The organism is Azospirillum sp. B510 (genome assembly GCF_000010725.1).
In the GTDB taxonomy this organism is placed as follows: domain Bacteria; phylum Pseudomonadota; class Alphaproteobacteria; order Azospirillales; family Azospirillaceae; genus Azospirillum; species Azospirillum lipoferum_B.
In genome coordinates this window covers 453800-474348 of record NC_013858.1, presented here as the reverse complement: position 1 = coordinate 474348, position 20549 = coordinate 453800, and the positions used below count along the sequence as shown (strand labels likewise).

The window sequence follows — 20549 nt, the reverse complement described above, 5'->3', positions numbered from 1 at the left end:
CCTTGCCCTGTTCAAAACTGTTCTTGGTCTTTGGCCCCGGCACTTAAGCGCCGGTTGCCTATGTTACCATTTTTCTTGTGACAGACAGGTAATGCAACTTGATCCGTACGCGCAACACTCTCTTTTCAATGGCGGAAAAAAACAACATTCATCGTGGATTCGGCAGAAAAAACCGAACGAAATTTCCAGATATATCAACTCCCAGAAATTTCGTTCAGTTCTTGGTCAATAGCTGTTCACATCTCAACCGACCAGCCCGCGCGGGTCGGTGAAGGGCCGCCCCAGGGCCTCTGCCACCGCGGCGTAGGTCAGCCGTCCAGCCTGGACATTCAGCCCGGCCAGCAGGTGCGGATCCTCGGCCAGCGCCCGTTTCCAGCCCTTGCCGGCCAGCGCCTGGACGAAGGGGAGGGTGGCGTGGTTCAGCGCCTCGGTGGAGGTCCGGGCGACGGCTCCCGGCATGTTGGCGACGCAGTAATGGACGACGCCGTCCACCACATAGGTCGGGTCGGAATGGGTGGTGGCGTGGCTGGTTTCGAAACAGCCGCCCTGGTCGATGGCGACATCCACCAGCACCGAGCCGCGGCGCATGCCGGCGAGCTGGCCGCGGCGCACCAGCTTCGGCGCCGCGGCACCCGGCACCAGCACGGCGCCGACCACCAGATCGGCATCGGCGACCAGCCGGTCGAGGGTGTCGGCCGAGGCGTAGACGGTCTTCAGCCGCGGCCCGAACAGATCGTCGAGCTGGGCCAACCGGGGCACGGAACGGTCGGCGATGGTGACATCGGCGCCCAGCCCCATCGCCATGCGGGCGGCGTTGGCGCCGACCACCCCGCCGCCGATGACCAGAACCTTGCCGGGCAGCACGCCGGGCACGCCGCCGAGCAGGATGCCGGAGCCGCCGGTGCTCTTCTGCAGGGCGACGGCGCCGACCTGGATCGCCATGCGGCCGGCGATCTCCGACATCGGCGCCAGCAGCGGCAGGCGCCCGGCGCGGTCGGTCACCGTTTCATAGGCGATGGCGGTGCAGCCGCTGTCCATCAGCAGACGGGCCTGTTCGGGATCGGGGGCGAGGTGCAGGTAGGTGAACAGCACCTGATCCGGGCGCAGCCTGCGACATTCCGCCGGCTGCGGCTCCTTGACCTTCACGATAAGGTCGGCCTTCGCGAACAGCTCCTCGGCGGAGCCGGCGATCTCGGCCCCCGCCGCGCGGTAGGCCTCGTCGGAAAAGCCGATCTCGGCCCCGGCGCCGCTCTGCACCAGCAGGGCATGGCCGTCCGCCGCCAGTTCGCGGACCGATGCCGGCGTCAGGCCGACACGATACTCGTGGTTCTTGATTTCCTTGGGAACGCCGATGCGCGTGACCATGCGAGAAGTGACCATGAGAGATCTCCCCGATGCGAACCCCCGTCGACGCCGATCTGGTATCCCTGGAAACCATCGGTCAGGCGGATTGTCTCGGATGCGCCACTATACGGCCGGCGCGGCGGGCGAATCTCTGCAAAGCCTTGCATGAATCCCCCATAATGTGGTGGAGCTTCCGCATGATCCGCCATGTCTTCGAATAAAGTTGCATGCACGCCCTCGACGCCCTCGACCACAAGATTCTCCGGCTTCTGCGCAAGGATGGCCGGATGAGCAACGCCAGGCTGGCGGCGGAGGTCGGGCTGTCGCCGTCGGCCTGCCTGCGCCGTCTGCATATGCTGGAGCATTCCGGCGTGATCCGCGGCTACACCGCCATCATCGAGACGGCGGAGGAGGAGAAGTCGGTCACGGTGATCGTGCAGATCACGCTGGAACGGCAGACCGACGAGTTCCTGCGCCGTTTCGACGCCGCCGTCCGCCGCTGTCCGGAGGTGCGGGAATGCTATCTGCTGTCCGGCAGCTCCGACTATCTGCTGCGGGTGGTGGCGCGGGATCCCGCCGATTACGACCGCATCTACAAGGATTCGCTGTCGCGCCTGCCCGGCGTGGTGCGCATCCAGTCGAGCTTCGCCATCCGCAGCGTGGTGCGTCCCGACAGCCTGCCGGCGCTGGAGGATCAGGCGGACTGAAAGCGGGGGGCGGCGGTCCTTTGCTCGCGATCGGAAGCGACATCTTCGAATGTTCCATGCCGACGCATCGCCCTGGCAGCGGATTCAAGATCATTTCCGATTCGATTGGGCGCCTTTCGCACCTGCTGAACCGAATATGGAGGCGTGACCACAGAGGTCGTCCGCGGCCAATTCGAGAAGCCAGCGGAGTCTGGAAGACTGTCCGGCCTCGCGTGGATCAGTCGTCCGATCAAGCTTGGGGATTTGGATGGCATAGCCGCGCAGAGTTTCTCCAGCCCGGCGCGGATCATCGATGGGGGAGCTCGTCAGGCGGAGCGTTTCCCGAATGAGGCCGCGACAGGTCTCCGGCAGTGCCGTGGTGGACGCGATCTCTCCGAGCCGGAAGAGCGCATGCCCGAGGGAGAGCGCGGCAAGCGCATCGTCAACCTCCCGGACCTGTCCGCGCGAGCGGACGGCCAGGCTGAAGACGAGGTAGCGCAACCTCGCCAAGTGACGTGCGGCCCAAGGCGTGGAGGAGCGGATCGCGATGGCGGCGATCTCCCGGCGGATCGAGGCACTCAAATGCGCCCGGCGCCGCGCCGTGTCCATCGGCAGCAGCCAGCGATAGAACGCATAGCTGATGGAAATGCCTCCCAGGAGCATTGTCTCGACTCCGGCGAGAGCAAGCGGAGGACTCGGAACCACGTCCACCGGGCGCGCAAGCACCGCGAACAGCATGTTGGCGGCGAGACCGACGAAGGCCGTGTTCGGCTTCGCCTGCAACAGCGACGCCGCGAAGACGATGGGAATGGCGAGACCGAACGAGAGCCATCCGTTGGCGACTTCCGGAAGAACCACCACGCGCCAGAGGAAGGCGGCGGTTGCCGCGGCGAGACCGCCGATGAAGACTTGGCGCACCACCCCGGCGGGTTCGTCCGCCGCGGAAAACAGCACCGTGAAGATGCAGGTTCCCAGCATCAGAAAACGCAGCGGATCCCAGCCGATGGAGAGCCACGCGACGCCTGCGAGCGAGACGGCCAGCACTCCCCTGAGCACGGCCAGCCGCAACCCCGCCAGGTCCGGATGCGGTGTGGACCAGAGAGGGGCGGGCTGGTCCGAGACGGCGCCGATCCGCCGGTGGCCATCGGCGGCACGGTTCAGCAGAGCCCGCATTTCCTCAAGAACCGGGGACAGCACCGGGTCCGCCTCCTCCAATCGTTCCGACGCCGCCTGGATCGAACGGATGTCGAGATCGCCCTTGGCGTTCAAGGCGACGGCGGAACGCTCGAACGCCTCCCGCAGCGTGGCCATATCGGCATGCCCGGGAGCAAGCGCGGAGCCTTCACGCGAGCGGATGGCGCGAGCGATCACGATCAGGTCGAGCAGCAAGGCGAACAGCGCTTTCACCTCGCCCAGTTTACGCCGGGCGGCGATCGACCCCGCGGCAGCGTCTTCGGCGGATGCCTCGAGAGCGGCGAGCGCCAGCAAGAACTCGCGTTCCCGCGCCGGCGGTCGCGCTCCGGAGTCAGCCAAAGCCTCGGCGATGAGGTCGAGCGCTTGCGAGGTCACCGTCCGCACCCGGCCCGCGAATGTCGGGCCGGGGGAGGAAGGACCGAAGGCGAACGCGACGAGGAGCGCCGATCCGATCCCGATCAAGGTGTCGATGACGCGGGCGGCGGCAAAACCCAGCGGGTCGACCTCCGTCCCCAGCGTCAGCGAGACGACGACCGCGGACGTCAGCCCGCACAGCGCAGCCCCATAGGCGCGCTGGTGACGCATTATGTTGGCGAAACCGCAGCAGACGGCGATCCAGGCCACGAGGCCGAGGACGGACGCGGCCGGTGTTCCAGGCCAAGGCAGAACCAACGCGACTCCCGCCGCGGCGCCGAGAACGGTGCCGAGACATTGGGCGAGGCTTCGTTCGAGCAGCAGCCCCCGCGCCGGCTGCCCCACCATCCACACCGCCATGGCGGCCCACCATGGGTTCTGGAGGGACAAGGCCGTGGCCAGGGCCATCGCAAGGATGGAGGCCACGGTCAGCCGGATGGCGAGGTTGCGGGTTACGGGATCGAGGAAGGCGGCGAAGGGCATCAGGGTCCGACCATATTGGCAATCCTAAGCGGGTTTCTCCGGATCGGGCCACGGGCCCGGCCTGGAGAGACCCGCGGACTCTCCGGTTTCGCAGGTTTCCCGAACCCGTCCGTCCGTGGGTGGAGTTCGGAAAGGCCGCTTGGGAAATGCCCCGCCCGGTCCGCCACCTTGCCGGGGGCCGTCGATCGGACGAGGGATCGAGCCCCGATCCTAGTTCAAGTACCGCGTGGCGGGCGACATGGGACTTGCGCGCCCGAAGCAGGACTCGCATGTCTCGGCCACGCTGTCCGTCATCTCCCCCCTCGACGGACAGGACATTTGTCCAGCCCGGTGCCGCTGGCGTTTCCGCGGCCAAAGCCTGTCACGACGGGCGGCATCCCGCGCGGTCGAGCATGTCCCGAACGATCAGTGGGGTTGCCGGCGTCTCCGCGGCGTCTGGCCTCGCGGCCGCGGCGTCGATGGCGTGGCGGATATCGACCATATTCAGGCTTGGCGTCTCCTTGCAGGACGCTCCGCTCCTGTGAACGACGAAGCTCGCGGCTTCGCCCGCGCCGGCAAGATAGGCGGTGAGGATCTGCCGCGCCGTCCGATCTCCCGGCGCCATGTCCAACATCTGGATGAGCTGAGCGACCGACAGTTGGCCGTGGGACGTGGACGGAGCGGCGCTTACCGGGGAAACGACCGCGAAGACCGTTGTCGCGGTCGCAAGGATGAAGGGCCTTCCGGGGAAACAGCGGGACATATCATGCCTCCTTGATGCCATTCAGACTGTCTAGCATAAAAAAATTATTGTGAAACGATAAATTTTCCTCCAAGCTCTGGTGCAGCTCAGAGAATGAGGAGTGGTATCGTGGCACCATCGCAAATGACGGCCGGCGTCCCCGGAGCGGGGCGCGAAGCGCGGATCAGCCGCATTCGGGGATTCAGCCGGTGGATGGCGGCCGGATGCCTCGTCACGTCGGCATTGTTGGCCGCGGGTATGTTGTTCTACTGGATCGCGACTCCCGCACCGGTGTTGCTGGGCCAGAGCGGAGTGCGGTATGACCCCGGCATCGATCTCGACATTTCCAGGCGCGCCATGGCGTTCGCAATTTCGATGGTGCCACTCGGCGCGCTGATCTTCGGTTTGTTGAGCGCCCGTCGCTGTTTTGCCGGCTTCGCGATGGGCCGCATCTTCACGCCGCAGTCGATCGGTAGCCTGCAAGCCTTTTCACTGGGAATCGCCGCCTCGGCGATCCTGAGACCCTTGGCCGGCGCAGCCCTGAGCGTGCTGTTGAGTTGGGACGGTCCGAAAGGAGAAAAAACCTTCGCGCTGATCATCGGCTCGGACAGCCTCATCGCGCTGATCTTTGCCGGAATCGTCGCCGCATTCGCCTGGATAATGGCCGAAGCGGTGGAGATTTCCGATGAAAACAACCAGTTCGTCTAGGCCGGTCGAATGCCGATCAAGGTTCGCTTGGGGGTCATGCTCGCGGAACGCAACGTCACGTCACGCGACTTGGCCGAATATGTCGGGATTACAGAGGCGAATCTTTCACTGCTCAAGCGCGGCAAGGTGAAAGGTGTGCGTTTCGATACGCTTGAGCGGATATGCGCCTTTTTGAACTGTCAGCCGGGCGATCTTCTCAGCTACGAAGTCGGGGGCGCGGACGATGCCGGTGATCCGACGGTGGAGTAACGGCGTGGGGTGAGCTGGTCCCCGTTTCCCGGACGGTCGGATAGGCTTGGTTCGGCCAGGGGGAAGGACGGACCCGAGGACGGGGAAGCGGTACTCGGCACGGCGGATAACCATCGTCGGAACGCTCGCCTGGACCCTCATGCGATGTCCGGGCCGCCTTCACTCATGCATTCGATGGCATGGCGGAGGTGGTTATCCTGGATATGGAGCGATAGGGCCTCTGACCCGAATCTCCTCAAGAATATTTTCCGAGCTTGACCGGAAGGCCATAGGGAAATTTGCCGACATCTTGACTCATAATTTAAATAAATATAATAGGCCACCCATATGGCCTGGCAAATACATACAATAGTATGGAGATAGACTCGATGAAGGGCGATGATTGCGTTTATTCCCTGAATCTATCCTATTGGAAAGGCTCATGGACGGAGCCGGTGCTTGAGCAAACCATTGGTGAGGCACTGCGTTCCGCTGCCGCGAATTGGGGCCCGCGCTGCGCTCTGATCGATGGGGCGCCCGGCATCCCAACACGCCGCTGGAGCTTCTCGGATCTGCTGACCGAAGCGGAACGTGTGGCGCGGGCGATTTTGGCACGCTTCAGCCCCGGCGAGCATGTGGCGGTATGGGCCGCCAACTGCCCCGAGTGGGTGATGCTGGAATTCGGCGCGGCGCTGGCCGGCGTGACCCTGGTCACGGTCAATCCCGCGTTCCTGCCCAACGAGTTGGCCTATGTGCTGCGGCATTCCCGCGCCAGCGGACTGTTCGTCCAGCCGGAATACCGCGGGCGCGATATGATGGCGGTGGTCGAGGCCGTACGTCCGGGCCTGCCGGGGCTGCGCGACGTGATTCCTCTGTCCGACTGGGCCGGGTTCATCGCATCCGGGTCGGTCGATCAGGCACTTCCTCCGGTCGCTCCCGATGACATCGCGCAAATCCAATACACCTCGGGAACCACCGGTTTTCCCAAGGGCGCCATGCTTTGCCACCGCGGGCTGGTCAACAATGGCCGTTTCTATGCCCGCACCATTGGCATGGGCCCGGACGACGTCTGGGTAAACCCTATGCCGCTGTTCCACACGGCGGGTTGTGGCCTGACCACCCTTGGCGCCCTGCAGACCGGAGGCGCCCAAGTCCTTCCCCATGGTTTTGATCCTGCCCTGATCCTGGACCTGATCGAATCGGAAGGCGGCAGCATGGTGTTGTGCGTTCCCACCATGCTGATCCGCCTTCTTGAACAGGCCGGCAGCCGCCGGCGTGATCTGTCTTCCTGGCGCATGGTGACTCTGGGGGGGGCGCCGGTCCCGCCGGAACTGATCCGACGGGCCGAAGCCGAACTGGGTCTGACGGTGGCCATCGGCTTCGGCCAGACCGAAGCGTCGCCCTACATCACCCATACGCTTCCCAACGACTCGGTTCCCGACTGGCGCCGGTCCGTCGGAAGGCCTTTGCCGCGGACCGAGGTCAAGGTCATCGACCAGGCGACAGGGAAGACGGTGCCGTTCGGCGTGAGCGGCGAGATCTGTACCCGCGGCTATCTGACCATGAAAGGCTATTTCGATGACCCCGTCGCTACGGCGGCCGCGCTCGACCCCGACGGGTGGCTGCATACCGGCGATCTCGGCAGCATGGACGTCCACGGCTATTGCCGGATCCACGGACGGCTGAAGGACATGATCATTCGTGGCGGAGAGAACGTCTTCCCGCGAGAGATCGAAGAGATTCTGTTCACCCATCCGTCGGTCGTCGACGTGGCCGTGGTGGGTCTTCCCGATCCGGAATGGGGCGAAGTGGTCGCCGCCTTCGTCCGCGTCAAGGACGACCACCGGCCGAGTGCCGAGGAACTGGACGCCTTCTGCCGCAATCACCTGGCATCCTTCAAAATCCCCAGGCGCTGGACCTTCCTGGACCGGTTCCCGCAGACGGCGTCAGGCAAGATCAAGAAGTTCGAATTGCGCGCCAACACCCTGGCCGCCGGGTGACGCCGTACCCGTTTTGTCAAACGCGCCTTCGGTCGTCCGCGGGTGGTCGGCTCCCGGCCGATCGCCTGCGGCCTCACGCAGCACGTCCATTCGGTTGGACGGTACCCGGCGGAGGGCACGCGGCAAATGCGCTCCGCCGGCCCAGCGGATCGCGACCGTCGCAACTCCGTGAGTCCGTCAATTCGACGATGAGCGGTTGCGGAAAAAACACCCCTGTTGTAGAGAGTAATTGACGATTTTCTACCGCAAGGCTTGTGAGGGGATTGAAATGCGGCGTTTCATATTTGTAATCATTGGGCTTCTTCTCGTCATGCCCTTCTTCGGAGCCGCACGGGCGGAAGAGTACGCGTCTTTGGAGGACGCCAAGGCGTTGGCGGAACGCGCCGCGACCCTGGTTCGTGAAATCGGTCGGGACGCGGCGTCGGCTCAGTTCAACGATCCGAAGCAGAAATGGGTCGACCGCGACCTGTATGTCTTCGTGATCGGCTATGACGGCATGATGTATGCCCACGGCAAGACGACCTTTGTCGGCAAGAACATGCTTGAACTCAAGGACGCTTCCGGAAAGCTGTTCGTCAAAGATATGGCGATCTTCGCCCAGACGGGTGGCAAGGCCGGCTGGGTGGATTACATGTTCCTCAATCTGGCGACCGGGAAGATCGAGCCGAAGACCAGCTATGTCATTCCCTTCGACACCTTCTATGTCGGCGTTGGTGCTTATAAGCCAAAGACCTGAACCCTGGCTGACCGGCTCGATGACCAAGCGGCAGCGTCCGGGCGCGATCATGGCCGGAGCGGCGCCGGAGGCCAAGGCCGAGCCGTTGGGTGGCGCACTCCAGTCCAGATGGGGTGCCTATTCGGGACGGGATGCCCATTCGCGATCGGGTACCTAAACCCGGGAGTATGTCTAGATGTCGATGCTAGTCCGCTGGTTCGAAAATCTGTCGATCCGCTTCAAGATCGGCACCCTTTCGGCGGTATTGTTGCTGTTCATGGTCGCCATCGCGGGAGTCGCCGCCTGGAGCGCGATGGTGAGCCGCAATGGCCTTGCCGAGGTTCATCAAACCGGTTTCGTCGAGTTCCGGACCACGTCCGGCATCGCGGAGGCGCTGATCCAGAGCCAGGGCGACATGCATCGGCTGATGCTGTGGTATCATAACAAGATCGAGCCGCAGAAGATCGCGGCGCTCGGCGCGTCGATCACCAAGCGACTGTCCGGCGCCGTCGCGGACATCCAGCGGCTGGCTGAAGCCCCCTCGGCAAGCCAGCAGGAAAAGGATGCGCTGCAGAAGCTGTTGCAGAACGTCAAGGTCTATGACGGCCAGATCGGCAGCCTTCTGCTGATGGCCGACGCCGATCCCGAATCGGCGGGTCTCACCCTGGTCACGATCGAACAGATGTTCGGCGATCTGCACTCGGCCTTGTTGGACATCACCAATCTGACGGAAAAGCGGGGCGCCGCAGCGTTCCGGCAAGCCGATACCGCAGCCGCCGACGCGATGATCCGCACGGGCGTCCTGCTGGTGCTGGCGGTTGTCGGCGCTGTCGTCCTCGTCGGAGTCATCACGCGGGCGATCGGCCGGCCGGTTCTCCAACTCGCGACGACCATGACCAGACTGGCCGACGGCGATGCCGCGGTGGATGTCGTCGGAGTCGGCCGTCGTGATGAGATCGGTCGGATGGCCGGCAGCGTGGAGGTGTTCAAGCAGGCCCAGATCGCCCTTGCCCAGTCAACCGCGCGGCAGGCGCTTGAAAGCCGCATCCGCCAGCAGCGGGTCGAGGCGCTGGAGCGGCTTGCCCGCGATTTCGACAAACGGGCCGGCGTGGCGGTGGATGGGGTTGCCGCCGCCGCCCATTCGCTGGAGCGCACCGCCGAAACGATGCTGTCGATCGCCGATCATACCGAAGGCCAGGCATCCGGCGCCGCCGTCGCGTCGCAGCAGGCGTCGGCGAACGTCCAGAGGGTGGCCGCGAGTGTCGAGGAGCTTTCGGCGTCGATCGCCGAAATCAACCAGCAGGTCTCCGAATCGTCGCGAATCTCCTCGCGGGCCGTGTCGGCTTCGCATCGCGCGAACGAACTCGTCGGCGGTCTCGATACCGCCACGCGCAAGATCGGTGAAGTCGTCAGCCTGATCACCGCGATCGCCGGACAGACCAATCTTCTCGCCCTGAACGCCACGATCGAGGCCGCACGCGCGGGGGAGGCCGGCAAGGGCTTCGCGGTCGTCGCGCAGGAAGTGAAGACCCTCGCGAACCAGACGGCGAAGGCGACCGACGACATCACCCGGCAGATCCAGGAAGTGCAAGCCGCGACCCGGGCCGCGATCGAAGCGATCCGCGAGATCACCTCGATCATCAACCAGAACAGCGACATCGGAGCGGCCATCGCCGCCGCGGTGGGACAGCAGGGCGGCGCCACCAGCGAGATCGCCAGCAATGCCCAGCAGGCCGCCGATGGCACGCGCGATGTCTCGGCCAATATCGACGGTGTCCGTGAAGGGGCCGGAGAGACGGGTCGGTCGGCCCGGAGCCTGCTGGATGCCGCCGGTAGCCTGACCGGTCAGGCCGGCGATCTGAACGTGCTGGTGGGCACCTTCCTGGTCAGCGTCCGGGCGGTCGATGCCGCGCGGCTGGAGGAGCTGGAATCCGGCAATGCGGAGACGGTGTTCATGCCTTGGAGCGCCGATCTGGTCAGCGGCGAGGCGGAGACCGACGACGAGCACAAGATGCTGGTCGCCCTGTTGAACCGCTTCGCCGAGCTCGCATCCTCGTCGGGGGCAGCCAAGGACATTCGGGTCGCCCTGGCCGAATTCAAGGCCTATGCCGTCACGCATCTGCGGCAGGAGGCGTCCGGCGCTTCCGGCAGGGATGCCGGACTCCTGGCGTTGCCGGCGAACCTGTCCACGCTTGAGGAGCGTCTTGAGACCGACGGTGCCGGAACCGGCAGGGCGATCGCGGATCTTCTCAGGACTTGGCTTGGACAGCACATCGCCGGTCGGCAGCAGACCCTGCGTCGGATGGGGTGAGGTGGGGATCGCGCATCGTCCGGACGGCAACAAGGGACAGGGAGAGAGCGCCGCGTGATGACTCCGGATCCTCGTGACGATAGGACCGTGCGGCCTTTGTGGCTGGAGCCGGAGGGGGGGCGTCCTTCCGCGGCGATGCGGCTGTTCTGCTTCGCCCATGCCGGCGGCAGCGCGGCTCTCTACCGCTCATGGTGCGATCGGCTTCCGCCCGATCTGGAGGTGTGCCCGGTACAGCTTCCCGGCCATGGGGCGCGTGTTCTGGAGCCCCCTTTCCGCCGCATGGACGCGCTGCTCGACGCTCTCTCCGTCGCTCTGGCTGGTCTGCTGGACCGGCCATTCGCGATTTTCGGTCACAGCATGGGCGCGATTGTGGCCTATGCCGCCGCCCACGCCTTGCGTGGCCCTGGCGGCCGTGGTCCGGAACACCTGTTCGTATCCGCCCGTACCCCGCCCAGTCGCGGAACCGCGCTCGCCTCGCTGCATACGCGCTCGGATGCCGGGTTGGTGGAAGTGCTGCACGCTTTCGGCGGAACGCCTCCGGCGGTACTGCGCAATCCTGAATTCCTCCACTCCGTATTGCCGGTCTTCCGGGCCGACCTGGAGTTGCTTGAAACCTACCGGTTGCCGGCTGCCCCCCGTTTGAACTGTCCGATCACGGCTTTTGGCGGCACGGATGATCCGGCCTGCGATCCGGACGATCTCGATACTTGGGCGGCGTTGACCAAGACCGGCTATCGGCGGGTGCTGTTTCCCGGTGGACATTTCTATCTTGAACCGTGCGAGTCGGACCTTCTCGCCGTCATCGCCCGAGACCTACGGACATAAGGCGCCGATCCCGTCGGCTGCGCCCCCAATTCCGCACCCGCGACGCCTCACGGCCGCTGTGGACCGTCCCTGCTGGACGCGATCACTTTTAATGGATTTGATATATAATAATACAGTAATAGGTAGTTTGATGGTTTGAATGAATATTTTTATTGCCTGGAGATTTTTCATGAAATACAACTTTTTTGTTCCATGAAAAGGGATGCGCGATGAAGAGTGGATTTCCTGGAGAGAAAGACGCGCAGGGGTTCGCTGTGGAGCAGGATGGTGATGATGTCCGGCTTCCCTGGCCCTTCGGCATCCTGCAAAGGCAGGATGCCCTACCGCCTTTCCCCGGCCTTCCAGGGGCGCAGGCAATCCAACGGATCGGCGCCGCACTGCTTGACAAGGCAACCTCGGGCGACCTGGCGGGCGGGCCCGCAGCCGTGCCAGCCCTGGTCGCGGCCGGAATGCTCAAGGCCCCCGGCGCCATGGCGAAGGGGGTGGCGGGCGCGGCGATCGACCTCCAACTCAACCTTCTCGGCTGGGCGTTGAGAACGGCGCTCGGCGGGGCGGCCGCCGTCGAAAAGACGGTGGACAGCTCGATCGGGGATCTCAAGGAGCTGGATGTCCTTGGTGGCTTTTCCCGCGAGCTAGCCGCCACCGCCTTTCTGGCGGCGACGGATGACGAGGACCGGCAGGCGGAGGATGAGGAAATCTGGTGACGCCGCCCCGCGGTGAACCCCGGCGGGTGGAGGCCGCCACCCTTAACTGCTGCCGGCCGCGACGGCGTCTCAGGACAGGCTCCGCTGTCGGCGCGGCGTGAATAACCCTATGACGAACATCGGACGGGCATCGGTATGAGCGCAGGGCGGAACGACACGGACATCGCAATCATCGGCATGGCCTGCCGGGTGCCCGGGGCCGACGATTACCACCAGTTCTGGCGGAATCTGTGCGAGGGCGTCGAATCGATCACCCGGTTCAGCGATGAGGAGTTGCTGGCGGCCGGGGTTTCCGCAGAGCATCTGCGGGATCCGGATTTCGTGAAGTCGGGGTTCGTGATCCGTGGGATCGACCGTTTCGACGCCGAATTCTTCGAAGTGTCGCCCAAGGAAGCCTGCCTGATGGATCCGCAGCACCGTATGCTGCTGGAGGTCGCCTGGCACGCCTTCGAGGATGCCGGACATTGCCCGGGCGGCGTCCCGGAGAAGATCGGGGTGGTGGTCGGCACCGGCGGCGTCGTCACCAGCTATCTGCTCAACGAGCTGGACGACCATGAGGAGGCGCGCGGCCGGACCGCCAATCTCGTCCATCTCGGCAACGACAAGGATTTCTCCAGCACGCGCCTGTCCTACAAGTTCGATCTGACCGGTCCCAGCATCAACGTCCAGACCGCCTGCTCGACCTCGCTCGTCGCCGTGCATCTGGCCTGCCGCAGCATCCGGACGGGCGAATGCGGCACGGCGCTGGCGGCCATCTCGACGGTCCGGGTGCCGGAGGCGCTGGGCTACCGGACGCAGAAGGGCAGCATCTATTCGCCGGACGGCCATGTCCGGACCTTCGACGCCGACTCGCGGGGGACCGTCTTCGGATCGGCGGTCGCGGCGGTGCTGCTCAAGGACCTTCGTCAGGCCATCGCCGACGGCGACCCGATCCATGCGGTGATCAAGGCCACCGCGGTCAACAATGACGGCGCGGACAAGGCCAGCTATTCCGCCTCCTCGGTGGCCGGTCAGGCCGGCGCGATGCTGGAGGCGCTGGACGCCGCCGGCGTCTCGCCCGACGAGATCGGGTATGTCGAATGCCACGGCACCGGCACCGTGGTGGGCGACCCCATTGAAATCCATGCGCTGACCCACGCGTTCCGGACCAGTACCGAGCGGGTCGGATTCTGCCCCGTCGGTTCGGTGAAGCCCAACATCGGGCATCCGGAACAGGCCGCCGGCCTTGCCTCGCTGATCAAGACGGTGCTGGCGATCCGGCATGGGCGGATCCCGCCGACCATCAATGTGCGGACGCTGAACCCGGTGATCCGGTTCGACGGCAGCCCCTTCTTCGTCAACACCGAGCTGAGCGACTGGCCGGCCGACGGCAAGCCGCGGCGCGCCTTGGTCAACTCGCTCGGCATCGGCGGCACCAACGGCGTCGTGATCCTGGAGGAGGCGCCCAAGTTTCCGACTGAGGTCCCGGCCGAACCCGCGCATCCTGTGGCGACCGACGACGCGTCCGGGTTGCCGGCCATCGCGGAGCGTCCGGTCCATGTCGCCGTGCTGTCGGCCAAGTCCGAAACAGCGCTGTCCCAGCTTCTCGAACAGCATCGCCTGTGGCTGGAGGCCAATCCCGACGCGTCGCTGGGCGACGTCTGCCACACGCTGGCGGTCGGGCGCGGCCATTTCACCCACCGCTACGCCGCCTCGGCGGCGACGACCGCCGAACTGGCCGGCAAGCTGGCGCTGGGCGGGCCGATCGCCGGACGCGGCGGCCGGCGGCGGATCGGCTTCCTGTTCAGCGGCCAGGGCTCGCAAATCCCCGGCATGGCCCGCGACCTGTACCGGACGCAGCCGGTCTTCCGCGCCGCCCTCGATCGTTGCGCCGAGGCCTTGCGGCCTCATCTGGAGACCGGGCTTCTCGACATCCTGTTCGCCGCCGATGCAACCGCCGACCTCATCCACCAGACCGCCTATACCCAACCGGCGCTGTTCGCGGTGGAGGTCGCGCTCGCCGAACTCCTCGGCTCCTGGGGCATCCGGCCCGATGCGGTGGTCGGGCACAGCGTCGGGGAGTTCGCGGCCGCCCATCTGGCCGGGGCCTATACGTTGGAGGCGGCGGCGGGGCTGATCGCGGCGCGCGGCCGGCTGATGCAGGCCCTGCCGGCCGGCGGCGCCATGGCGGCGGTCTTCGCCGACGAGGAGACGGTGCGCAAGGCGATCGCCGACAGCGGGGTCGACCCGGACGAGATCGGGGTCGGCGCGGTCAACGGCCCGCAGAGCACCGTGCTTTCGGGCAGCGCGGAAGCGGTCGGGCGACTCACCGCCATTCTGGAGACCCAGGGCATCGCCGCCCGGCCTCTGAAGGTCTCGCACGCGTTCCATTCGCCGCTGCTTGCCCCGGCGATGCCCGAGCTGCGGGCGGCGGCGGCGGCGGCTCCCGCCAGCGCGCCCCGGCTGCTCTGGATCTCCAACCTGACCGGCGGCCCGGTCACCGAGGCGCCATCCGCCGATTACTGGTGCGACCATGCCCTGAAAGCGGTGCGGTTCGCCGACGGCGTGCGGGCGATGGCGGCGGAGGGCATCACCGACTTCATCGAGATCGGCCCCGGCAAGAGCCTGCTGGCGCTGGGCCAGACCACCGCGCAGGGCGAGGGGCTGGCCTGGCTCGCCACCATCGGCAGGGACGGCGCGGCGTGGAAGGAACTGGCCGAGACGGCCGCCGTGCTCTACCGGCGCGGTCATCGCATCGACTGGCAGGCGTTCGACCGGCCCTACGCCGTGCGCCGGATCCCGCTGCCGACCTATCCGTTCCAGCGCGAACGGCACTGGATCGACCGGGCGGGCGATCGGGCCGGGCGAGGGGCGGCGGCGGGACCGCAGCGCATACCCGGCCAGGGATGGCCCGGCCGGCGCGTGCGTTCCCCCCTGCGGGACATCCAGTATGAAAGCGTGCTGGACGCCCGAAATCCGGCCTGGATGACCGATCACCGGGTTCATGGCCGGATGGTGCTGCCGACCACCGCCGCCCTGACGGCGCTGCTTCAGGCGGCCGCGCCGCATTTCGGCTCCGCGCCGCTGGCCATCCAGGATTTTTCCTATCACGAGGCGCTGATCCTCCCCGATGATGGGGAACGCGCGGTCAGCCTGCTGCTGTCCCCCGGCGAGGGATCGACGCTCGACGCCCGCCTTTCGAGCAGCGGTGGGGACGACGCCCCCTGGATCCCCCACATCACCGGACGCCTGCGCCCGGGGGAGGTTCTGCGGCAGCCGCCGCTTGATCTGGCGGCGGTTCGCGGGCGCTGCGGCGAGGGGTTGCCGGCCGACCGCGTCTATGGCGCCCTCGCCGCCATCGGGCTGACCTATGGTCCGGCCTTCCGCGGTGTGCAGACCCTGTGGCGCGGTGACGGCGAGGTGCTGGCCCAGGTCCGGCTGCCGGACATTGTGGCCGCGGCCGATGGCGATCCGCCGCATCCGGCTCTGCTGGACGCCTGTCTGCACATCTATCCGGCGGTCATCGAGGAGTATGGCGACTTCGTCGCGCCGCCCCTGCCGACCCGGACCCTTCATCTGCCGGTGGCCATCGAGGGGTTCGCCATGGCTGCCGATGGCCGGCGCGAGGTCTGGGCCTACGCCCGGCGGCGGAGCGCGGGGGAGGACGGGACGCCAGACGGGACGGTGGTGGTCGATATCGACATCCTCGACCTGGAGGGTCACCCGGTCGCCGAGATCGCCGGCCTGACGCTGAAGCCGGTTCCCGTCTCGGCGTTCGCCGAACACCGGACAGCGGCCGACTGGCTTTACCGCGTGTCGTGGAAGCCCTCTCCGGCGATGGAGGTGGCGGCGAGAACGGCGACGGCCCCATCCCATTGGCTGATCCTTGCCGATGACGGCGGGGTGGGGCAGGCGCTGGCCGCCCGCCTGACCGCGCAGGGCGCGACCTGCCGCCTGCTTTCCCTTGACGGGATCGCGGCCGAGGACGGCATGGCCGTCGGCGCCGCGGAATTCGCCGAGCCGATCGACAGCCTCATCCGCAATGCCGGCGGCGGTCCGGCGGGAGTCGTCTCCCTGTGGGGACTGGACGCCCATCTCGACCCCGATGGCGATGCTGAGATCGAGCCGGCACGCCGCCGGGCCTTCGGCAACCTGCTGCTGCTCACCCAGGCGCTGGCCGAGGCGCGCAACCGCCATCCGGCCGTGCCCCGGCTGTGGGTGGTGACGCGCAACGCGGTTTCGGCCACCGGAACCGAGCCGCCCCAGGCCGTCGTCCAGGGCGGGCTCTGGGGGTTCGGACGCTCGGTCTCGCTGGAGGCGCCGGCCCTGTGGGGCGGACTGGCTGATCTGGAGGCCGCGGATGCCGACGGGAGCGAGGTGGAGGTGGCCGCGCTGGCCGATCATCTGCTCCGCGACGATGGCGAGGATCAGGTCGCCTTCCGTGATCGGACCCGATATGTCGCCCGCTTCGTCCGGCAGCCGGTCCCGGAACGGTCGGCGCAGCCAGTCGCCACGACTCTCGCCACCGCCGGCTCCAGCGTTGCCGGCTGTTGGCTGATCACCGGCGGTCTGGGCGCGCTGGGCGTGGAAACCGCGCGCTGGCTGATCCAGTCGCGGGGGGTCCGCGATCTGGTGCTGGCCAGCCGCCGCGGGGCCGACGATCCCGCCGCCAAGCCGGTCATCGAGATGCTGGAGGGGCTCGGCGCGCGGGTGACCGTCGCCAAGGCCGACATCGGGCGGCGGAAGGATGTGCAGCGTCTTCTGCAAAAGCTCGGCCGGGGTTCCGTGCCTCTGCGCGGCATCGTCCATTCCGCCGGGGTGCTCGATGATGCCACCATTCCGCAGATGGGTTGGGAGAAGTTCCGCCGCGCCACCATTCCCAAGCTGGACGCGGCCTGGTATCTGCACCGCTACTCACGCGACCTGCCCCTCGACGCCTTCGTCGTCTATTCCTCCATTCTCAGCCTGTTCGGTGCCGGCGGACAAGTCAACTACACCAGCGGCAACGGTTGTCTCGACGCGTTGGTCACCCATCGGCGCCGGCTGGGTCTGCCGGCGCTCGCCATCAACTGGGGACCTTGGGCCGCCGTCGGTCTCGCCACCCTGTCGGGCGAGCAGGGCGAGGCGATCTGGCGTGCCCGCGGCCTGATCTACATCCCGCCGGAGGTGGGGGCCGAGGCGCTCGACGCCGTGGTCGGCAGCGAGATCGAACAGGCGGCGGTCACGATCAACGACTGGACGGCCTTCGCCCGCCAGTTCACCCGGCCGCCGCGCTATTACGAGGAGGTGCTGCCGGCGGCAGCGGTTGCGGAGTCCGCGGAGCCGGCGGCCTTGCCGGACGGGCTGACCTCCACCGAACCGGCACAGCGACGGAGCGCCCTGGTCGCCGTCATCGGCCAGCAGGTCATGGCGACCCTGGGCTTGACCAAGCCGGTCGATCCCACCCGTCCGTTGCGGGAACTGGGCCTTGACTCGCTGATGGCCGTCACGCTGATCAACCGTGTCGAGGCTGGCTTGTCGGTTCGGATCCCCGCGGTCGTGCTGATCCGGGGACCGAGCATCGAAGAGCTGGTCGATGAGGTCTGGCCCGATCTGAAGGGCGCCGGGGGGCCGGCTGTGCCGGGTCCCGACCGCACCGTGCGGGCGGAAGCCGTCCGCGAAGTCGTCCGTTCCGCTCCGGTCAACGGCCAGGGGTCGGGCCAGGGGCAGGCTCAGGGAGCTTTCAGGCCGGCCGGACGGCCCGAAGGCCGGAACGGCGCGTATTCCGGCGGCGACAATGGAAGCCCCTGGCTGGTGACGATCGGCCGGCGCCGCGAGCCGCGCATGCGCCTGATCTGCTTCCCCTTCGCCGGCGGCGGTTCGGCGGTGTTCCGGGACTGGGCGAACGGCATCGATCCAACCGTGGAGGTCCTGGCGGTCGAACCGCCGGGCCGTCTCGCCCGTATCACCGAGGATCCGGTCCACGAGCTGGGCGTGTTCGTCGATCGCGTGCTGGACGCCCTGGCCGGACGGCTCGACCGGCCCATCGCCCTGTTCGGCCACTGCCTGGGCGGCCTCACCATGTATGAGGTGGCCCGCAAGCTGATCAGTGAACGCGGGGTGACGCCGCAGCACATCTTCGTGTCCGGCGCCCGCGCGCCGGACCGTGTGCAGGAGGTCGGTCGGTTCGAGAAGAAGCTGGGGCGGGCCATGATGGGGATGCCGGGATACCGTCCCGAAATCCCTCCCTACCGGCAGTCCGAGCAGGTGTTCGCCGCGATGCTCCGCCATTTCGATATGGCGGCGACCGAGCAGTTCCTGCGCGACCCCGAACTGCGCCGCCTGATGCTTCCGGCGGTACGGGCCGAATTCGAGATGACGATGAACTATCGGTTCCAGCCGACCCGTCCCTGGGACGTGCCGCTGACCTGCTTCATCTCGTACGGCGATCCGTACGTCTCGCGTGAAGACGTGCTCGGATGGGGCCGCTTCACCAACAGCCGCTTTCAGGTCCACATCCGGCGCGGGTCACATTACTCGATCGTCGAGGACGCGCTGTTCATCCAGAGCACCATCAATCATGAGCTGGCTTCCCCGTCCGCTGAGACTGTGGGACGCATATCCACTCCCCGGACAGTGAGGACATCATGAAGAAAAGGGTCGCGCTTGTTCTTGGTGGCGGTGCCCCCAATTATACGCTGATGACCGGCGCGCTGCTGGCCTTCGAGGAGGCCGGGGTGCAGTTCGACGTCATCTCCATGGCGGGCGGCGGCGCGGTGGTGGGGCTGACCTATCTCGCCCCGAAAGGCATGACCCGCACCGAAGCGCTTTACAATTCGGTCAATCTGGGAATTTCCGATCCGATCTATCGGTTCGTCCCGATGGACTACAAGGTTTTCCAGAAGGGCGGTCTCGCCGCATCGGCGTTCCGTGGCTTGCTCAAGCTGATGCCGGGCTATGAGAAGATCACCAACCAGCTCAACATGACGCCATCGCAGAAGCTGGCCAGCGATTTCATCCAGATGATCTGGGCGATCGTCTCCCCATCCAACCTGACGCTGAAAAGCAAGGGGCTGTGCGCCCATGCGCCATTCATCGAAGAGCTGGTGGACTTTAACAAGCTGAAAGAGGTAAAGCTCGACTATTATCTGAATGCCTATTGCCTGACCGATCAGAAGATGGCGATCTTCGACAAGAGCGAGATCGACATGCGGCATTTCAAGGCAAGCCTGTCCTATCCCTTCATCTATCCGCCCTATCCGCTTGATGACAAGCTCTATATCGAGGGCGCCAGCCGCGATACGTTCAACTTCAAGGCGTTGTTGGAGCACGAGCCGGATATCGACACCATGGTTGTATTCGACGTGATCGGGATCGATGGCCTGCTTCACGCTCCGAAGAATCTATGGGATTCCTATGGACAGCAGATGATCACTCCGCTGGTGGCGTTGGCGCGGGCCGATCTGAAGCTGTTCGAACTGGTTCACAACGCCAAATACCCGAATTGCAAATTGCTGAAGGTTCATTTCGACCTGACGCCGCACGACCTGTCCCAGGCCCTGACCTGGAAGCGGTCCAGCCTGGATCGGCTTTTCCGTGTCGGCTATGAGGCCGGTATCAATTTCCTGAAACACCATGCCGCTGATCTGAATATGAGCTGAGAAGCATATCTGTTGCCGTAGCTTCATTTGACGTGGTGTTTTTATTCACTTTTCCTGCTTGGCGGCGGGAGGATCGGATGTCGATTGGAGAGTGGTCGGTGTCAGACGACCCGCACCTTGTGCACCGACCACGGCTATCGCATTTGACACCCTCTCCCGCCCCGGGAGAGGGCAATTCTTGTCAAATGCGATAACCCTGGTGCACCGACGTTGTCCGGTTGACCGGCACGCCCATGGCCCAGGCATGATGGGGCTCTGGAAGGTAGTGCCGCCGCCCACCGCCCACGGCTTTTTGAGTCTGTCTGGTGATTATTGAATCAACAGACAGACTCCAAGCTTTTGGTTTTTCGTGCGATCAACGCCTCAAGCGATACCGCTTGAAACGATCGCACTTAAGGCCAAGCGTGAAAAGACCAAGCCGCGTAGGAGCTTTCGGTCCGATCGTGCAAGCTCGGGCAGCGGAATCAGCGGTGGCCGTGGACCGAACGCTCCGTCGTCCCGATCGAGTGGCAGTGCGGGAGGCCAATCCTCACCTCCAGATCGAAGGCGATCCTCCATATCAGCCCTGAGCCGCGGAGCAAGCTGACGCGAAGGCTG

Annotated in this window: 13 protein-coding genes; 10 read left to right on the top strand and 3 right to left on the bottom strand. The window is 65.9% G+C overall.

Going from position 1 to position 20549, the window contains the following annotated elements:
* Positions 1-243: 243 nt before the first annotated feature.
* On the bottom strand, positions 244-1365 hold the full coding sequence (gene ald / locus AZL_RS29455) for an alanine dehydrogenase (RefSeq protein WP_012978037.1): 1122 nt from the start codon (positions 1363-1365) through the stop codon (positions 244-246).
* A gap of 206 nt (positions 1366-1571) precedes the next feature.
* On the opposite strand from ald, the gene AZL_RS29450 reads away from it, so the two are divergent.
* Complete coding sequence (locus AZL_RS29450; protein WP_012978036.1) at positions 1572-2051, top strand: Lrp/AsnC family transcriptional regulator; 480 nt, start codon at positions 1572-1574, stop codon at positions 2049-2051.
* A 90-nt stretch (positions 2052-2141) separates the two neighbouring features.
* On the opposite strand, the gene AZL_RS29445 is transcribed toward AZL_RS29450, so the two are convergent.
* Positions 2142-4121 carry an FUSC family protein gene (locus AZL_RS29445; protein WP_012978035.1) on the bottom strand — a complete coding sequence of 660 codons (1980 nt, stop codon included), beginning with the start codon at positions 4119-4121 and terminating at the stop codon, positions 2142-2144.
* A 361-nt stretch (positions 4122-4482) separates the two neighbouring features.
* Positions 4483-4863, bottom strand: a complete 381-nt coding sequence (locus AZL_RS29440) for a hypothetical protein (RefSeq protein WP_042446203.1) — start codon at positions 4861-4863, stop codon at positions 4483-4485.
* 108 nt (positions 4864-4971) lie between these two features.
* On the opposite strand from AZL_RS29440, the gene AZL_RS29435 reads away from it, so the two are divergent.
* The 9 genes from AZL_RS29435 to AZL_RS29395 all read left to right on the top strand — a co-directional run bounded on the left by AZL_RS29435 (position 4972) and on the right by AZL_RS29395 (position 19952).
* The gene (locus AZL_RS29435) at positions 4972-5550 is read left to right on the top strand and encodes a DUF2975 domain-containing protein (RefSeq protein ID WP_247894512.1); all 579 of its coding nucleotides are present in this window, start codon (positions 4972-4974) and stop codon (positions 5548-5550) included.
* Positions 5551-5559: 9 nt separating this feature from the next.
* Positions 5560-5799 (top strand): helix-turn-helix domain-containing protein, encoded by a 240-nt coding sequence (locus AZL_RS29430; RefSeq protein WP_012978033.1) that lies wholly within the window; start codon positions 5560-5562, stop codon positions 5797-5799.
* A gap of 368 nt (positions 5800-6167) precedes the next feature.
* Entirely contained in the window at positions 6168-7778 is a 1611-nt protein-coding gene (locus AZL_RS29425) for an AMP-binding protein (protein WP_042446200.1), read from the top strand.
* Positions 7779-8007: 229 nt separating this feature from the next.
* Positions 8008-8514, top strand: coding sequence for a cache domain-containing protein (locus tag AZL_RS29420; protein WP_148219724.1), 507 nt, complete (start codon positions 8008-8010; stop codon positions 8512-8514).
* Positions 8515-8770: 256 nt separating this feature from the next.
* Complete coding sequence (locus AZL_RS29415) at positions 8771-10804, top strand: methyl-accepting chemotaxis protein (protein WP_247894547.1); 2034 nt, start codon at positions 8771-8773, stop codon at positions 10802-10804.
* A gap of 57 nt (positions 10805-10861) precedes the next feature.
* Complete coding sequence (locus tag AZL_RS29410) at positions 10862-11629, top strand: thioesterase II family protein (RefSeq protein ID WP_247894546.1); 768 nt, start codon at positions 10862-10864, stop codon at positions 11627-11629.
* Between the two features lie 209 nt (positions 11630-11838).
* Positions 11839-12333, top strand: coding sequence for a hypothetical protein (locus AZL_RS29405; protein WP_012978028.1), 495 nt, complete (start codon positions 11839-11841; stop codon positions 12331-12333).
* Between the two features lie 135 nt (positions 12334-12468).
* The gene (locus tag AZL_RS37570; protein WP_012978027.1) at positions 12469-18942 is read left to right on the top strand and encodes a type I polyketide synthase; all 6474 of its coding nucleotides are present in this window, start codon (positions 12469-12471) and stop codon (positions 18940-18942) included.
* Positions 18939-19952 (top strand): patatin-like phospholipase family protein, encoded by a 1014-nt coding sequence (locus AZL_RS29395; protein ID WP_012978026.1) that lies wholly within the window; start codon positions 18939-18941, stop codon positions 19950-19952. The genes AZL_RS37570 and AZL_RS29395 overlap by 4 nt, the downstream gene beginning before the upstream one ends.
* Positions 19953-20549: the final 597 nt, after the last annotated feature.

Excerpts from the sequence above, each read along its gene's own strand:
- ald (WP_012978037.1), bottom strand. The coding sequence starts at position 1,365 with ATGGTCACGCGCATCGGCGTTCCCAAGGAAATCAAGAACCACGAGTAT.
- AZL_RS29450 (WP_012978036.1), top strand. The coding sequence starts at position 1,572 with ATGCACGCCCTCGACGCCCTCGACCACAAGATTCTCCGGCTTCTGCGC.
- AZL_RS29445 (WP_012978035.1), bottom strand. The coding sequence starts at position 4,121 with ATGCCCTTCGCCGCCTTCCTCGATCCCGTAACCCGCAACCTCGCCATC.
- AZL_RS29440 (WP_042446203.1), bottom strand. The coding sequence starts at position 4,863 with ATGTCCCGCTGTTTCCCCGGAAGGCCCTTCATCCTTGCGACCGCGACA.
- AZL_RS29430 (WP_012978033.1), top strand. The coding sequence starts at position 5,560 with ATGCCGATCAAGGTTCGCTTGGGGGTCATGCTCGCGGAACGCAACGTC.
- AZL_RS29425 (WP_042446200.1), top strand. The coding sequence starts at position 6,168 with ATGAAGGGCGATGATTGCGTTTATTCCCTGAATCTATCCTATTGGAAA.
- AZL_RS29415 (WP_247894547.1), top strand. The coding sequence starts at position 8,771 with ATGGTCGCCATCGCGGGAGTCGCCGCCTGGAGCGCGATGGTGAGCCGC.
- AZL_RS29410 (WP_247894546.1), top strand. The coding sequence starts at position 10,862 with ATGACTCCGGATCCTCGTGACGATAGGACCGTGCGGCCTTTGTGGCTG.
- AZL_RS29405 (WP_012978028.1), top strand. The coding sequence starts at position 11,839 with ATGAAGAGTGGATTTCCTGGAGAGAAAGACGCGCAGGGGTTCGCTGTG.
- AZL_RS37570 (WP_012978027.1), top strand. The coding sequence starts at position 12,469 with ATGAGCGCAGGGCGGAACGACACGGACATCGCAATCATCGGCATGGCC.
- AZL_RS29395 (WP_012978026.1), top strand. The coding sequence starts at position 18,939 with ATGAAGAAAAGGGTCGCGCTTGTTCTTGGTGGCGGTGCCCCCAATTAT.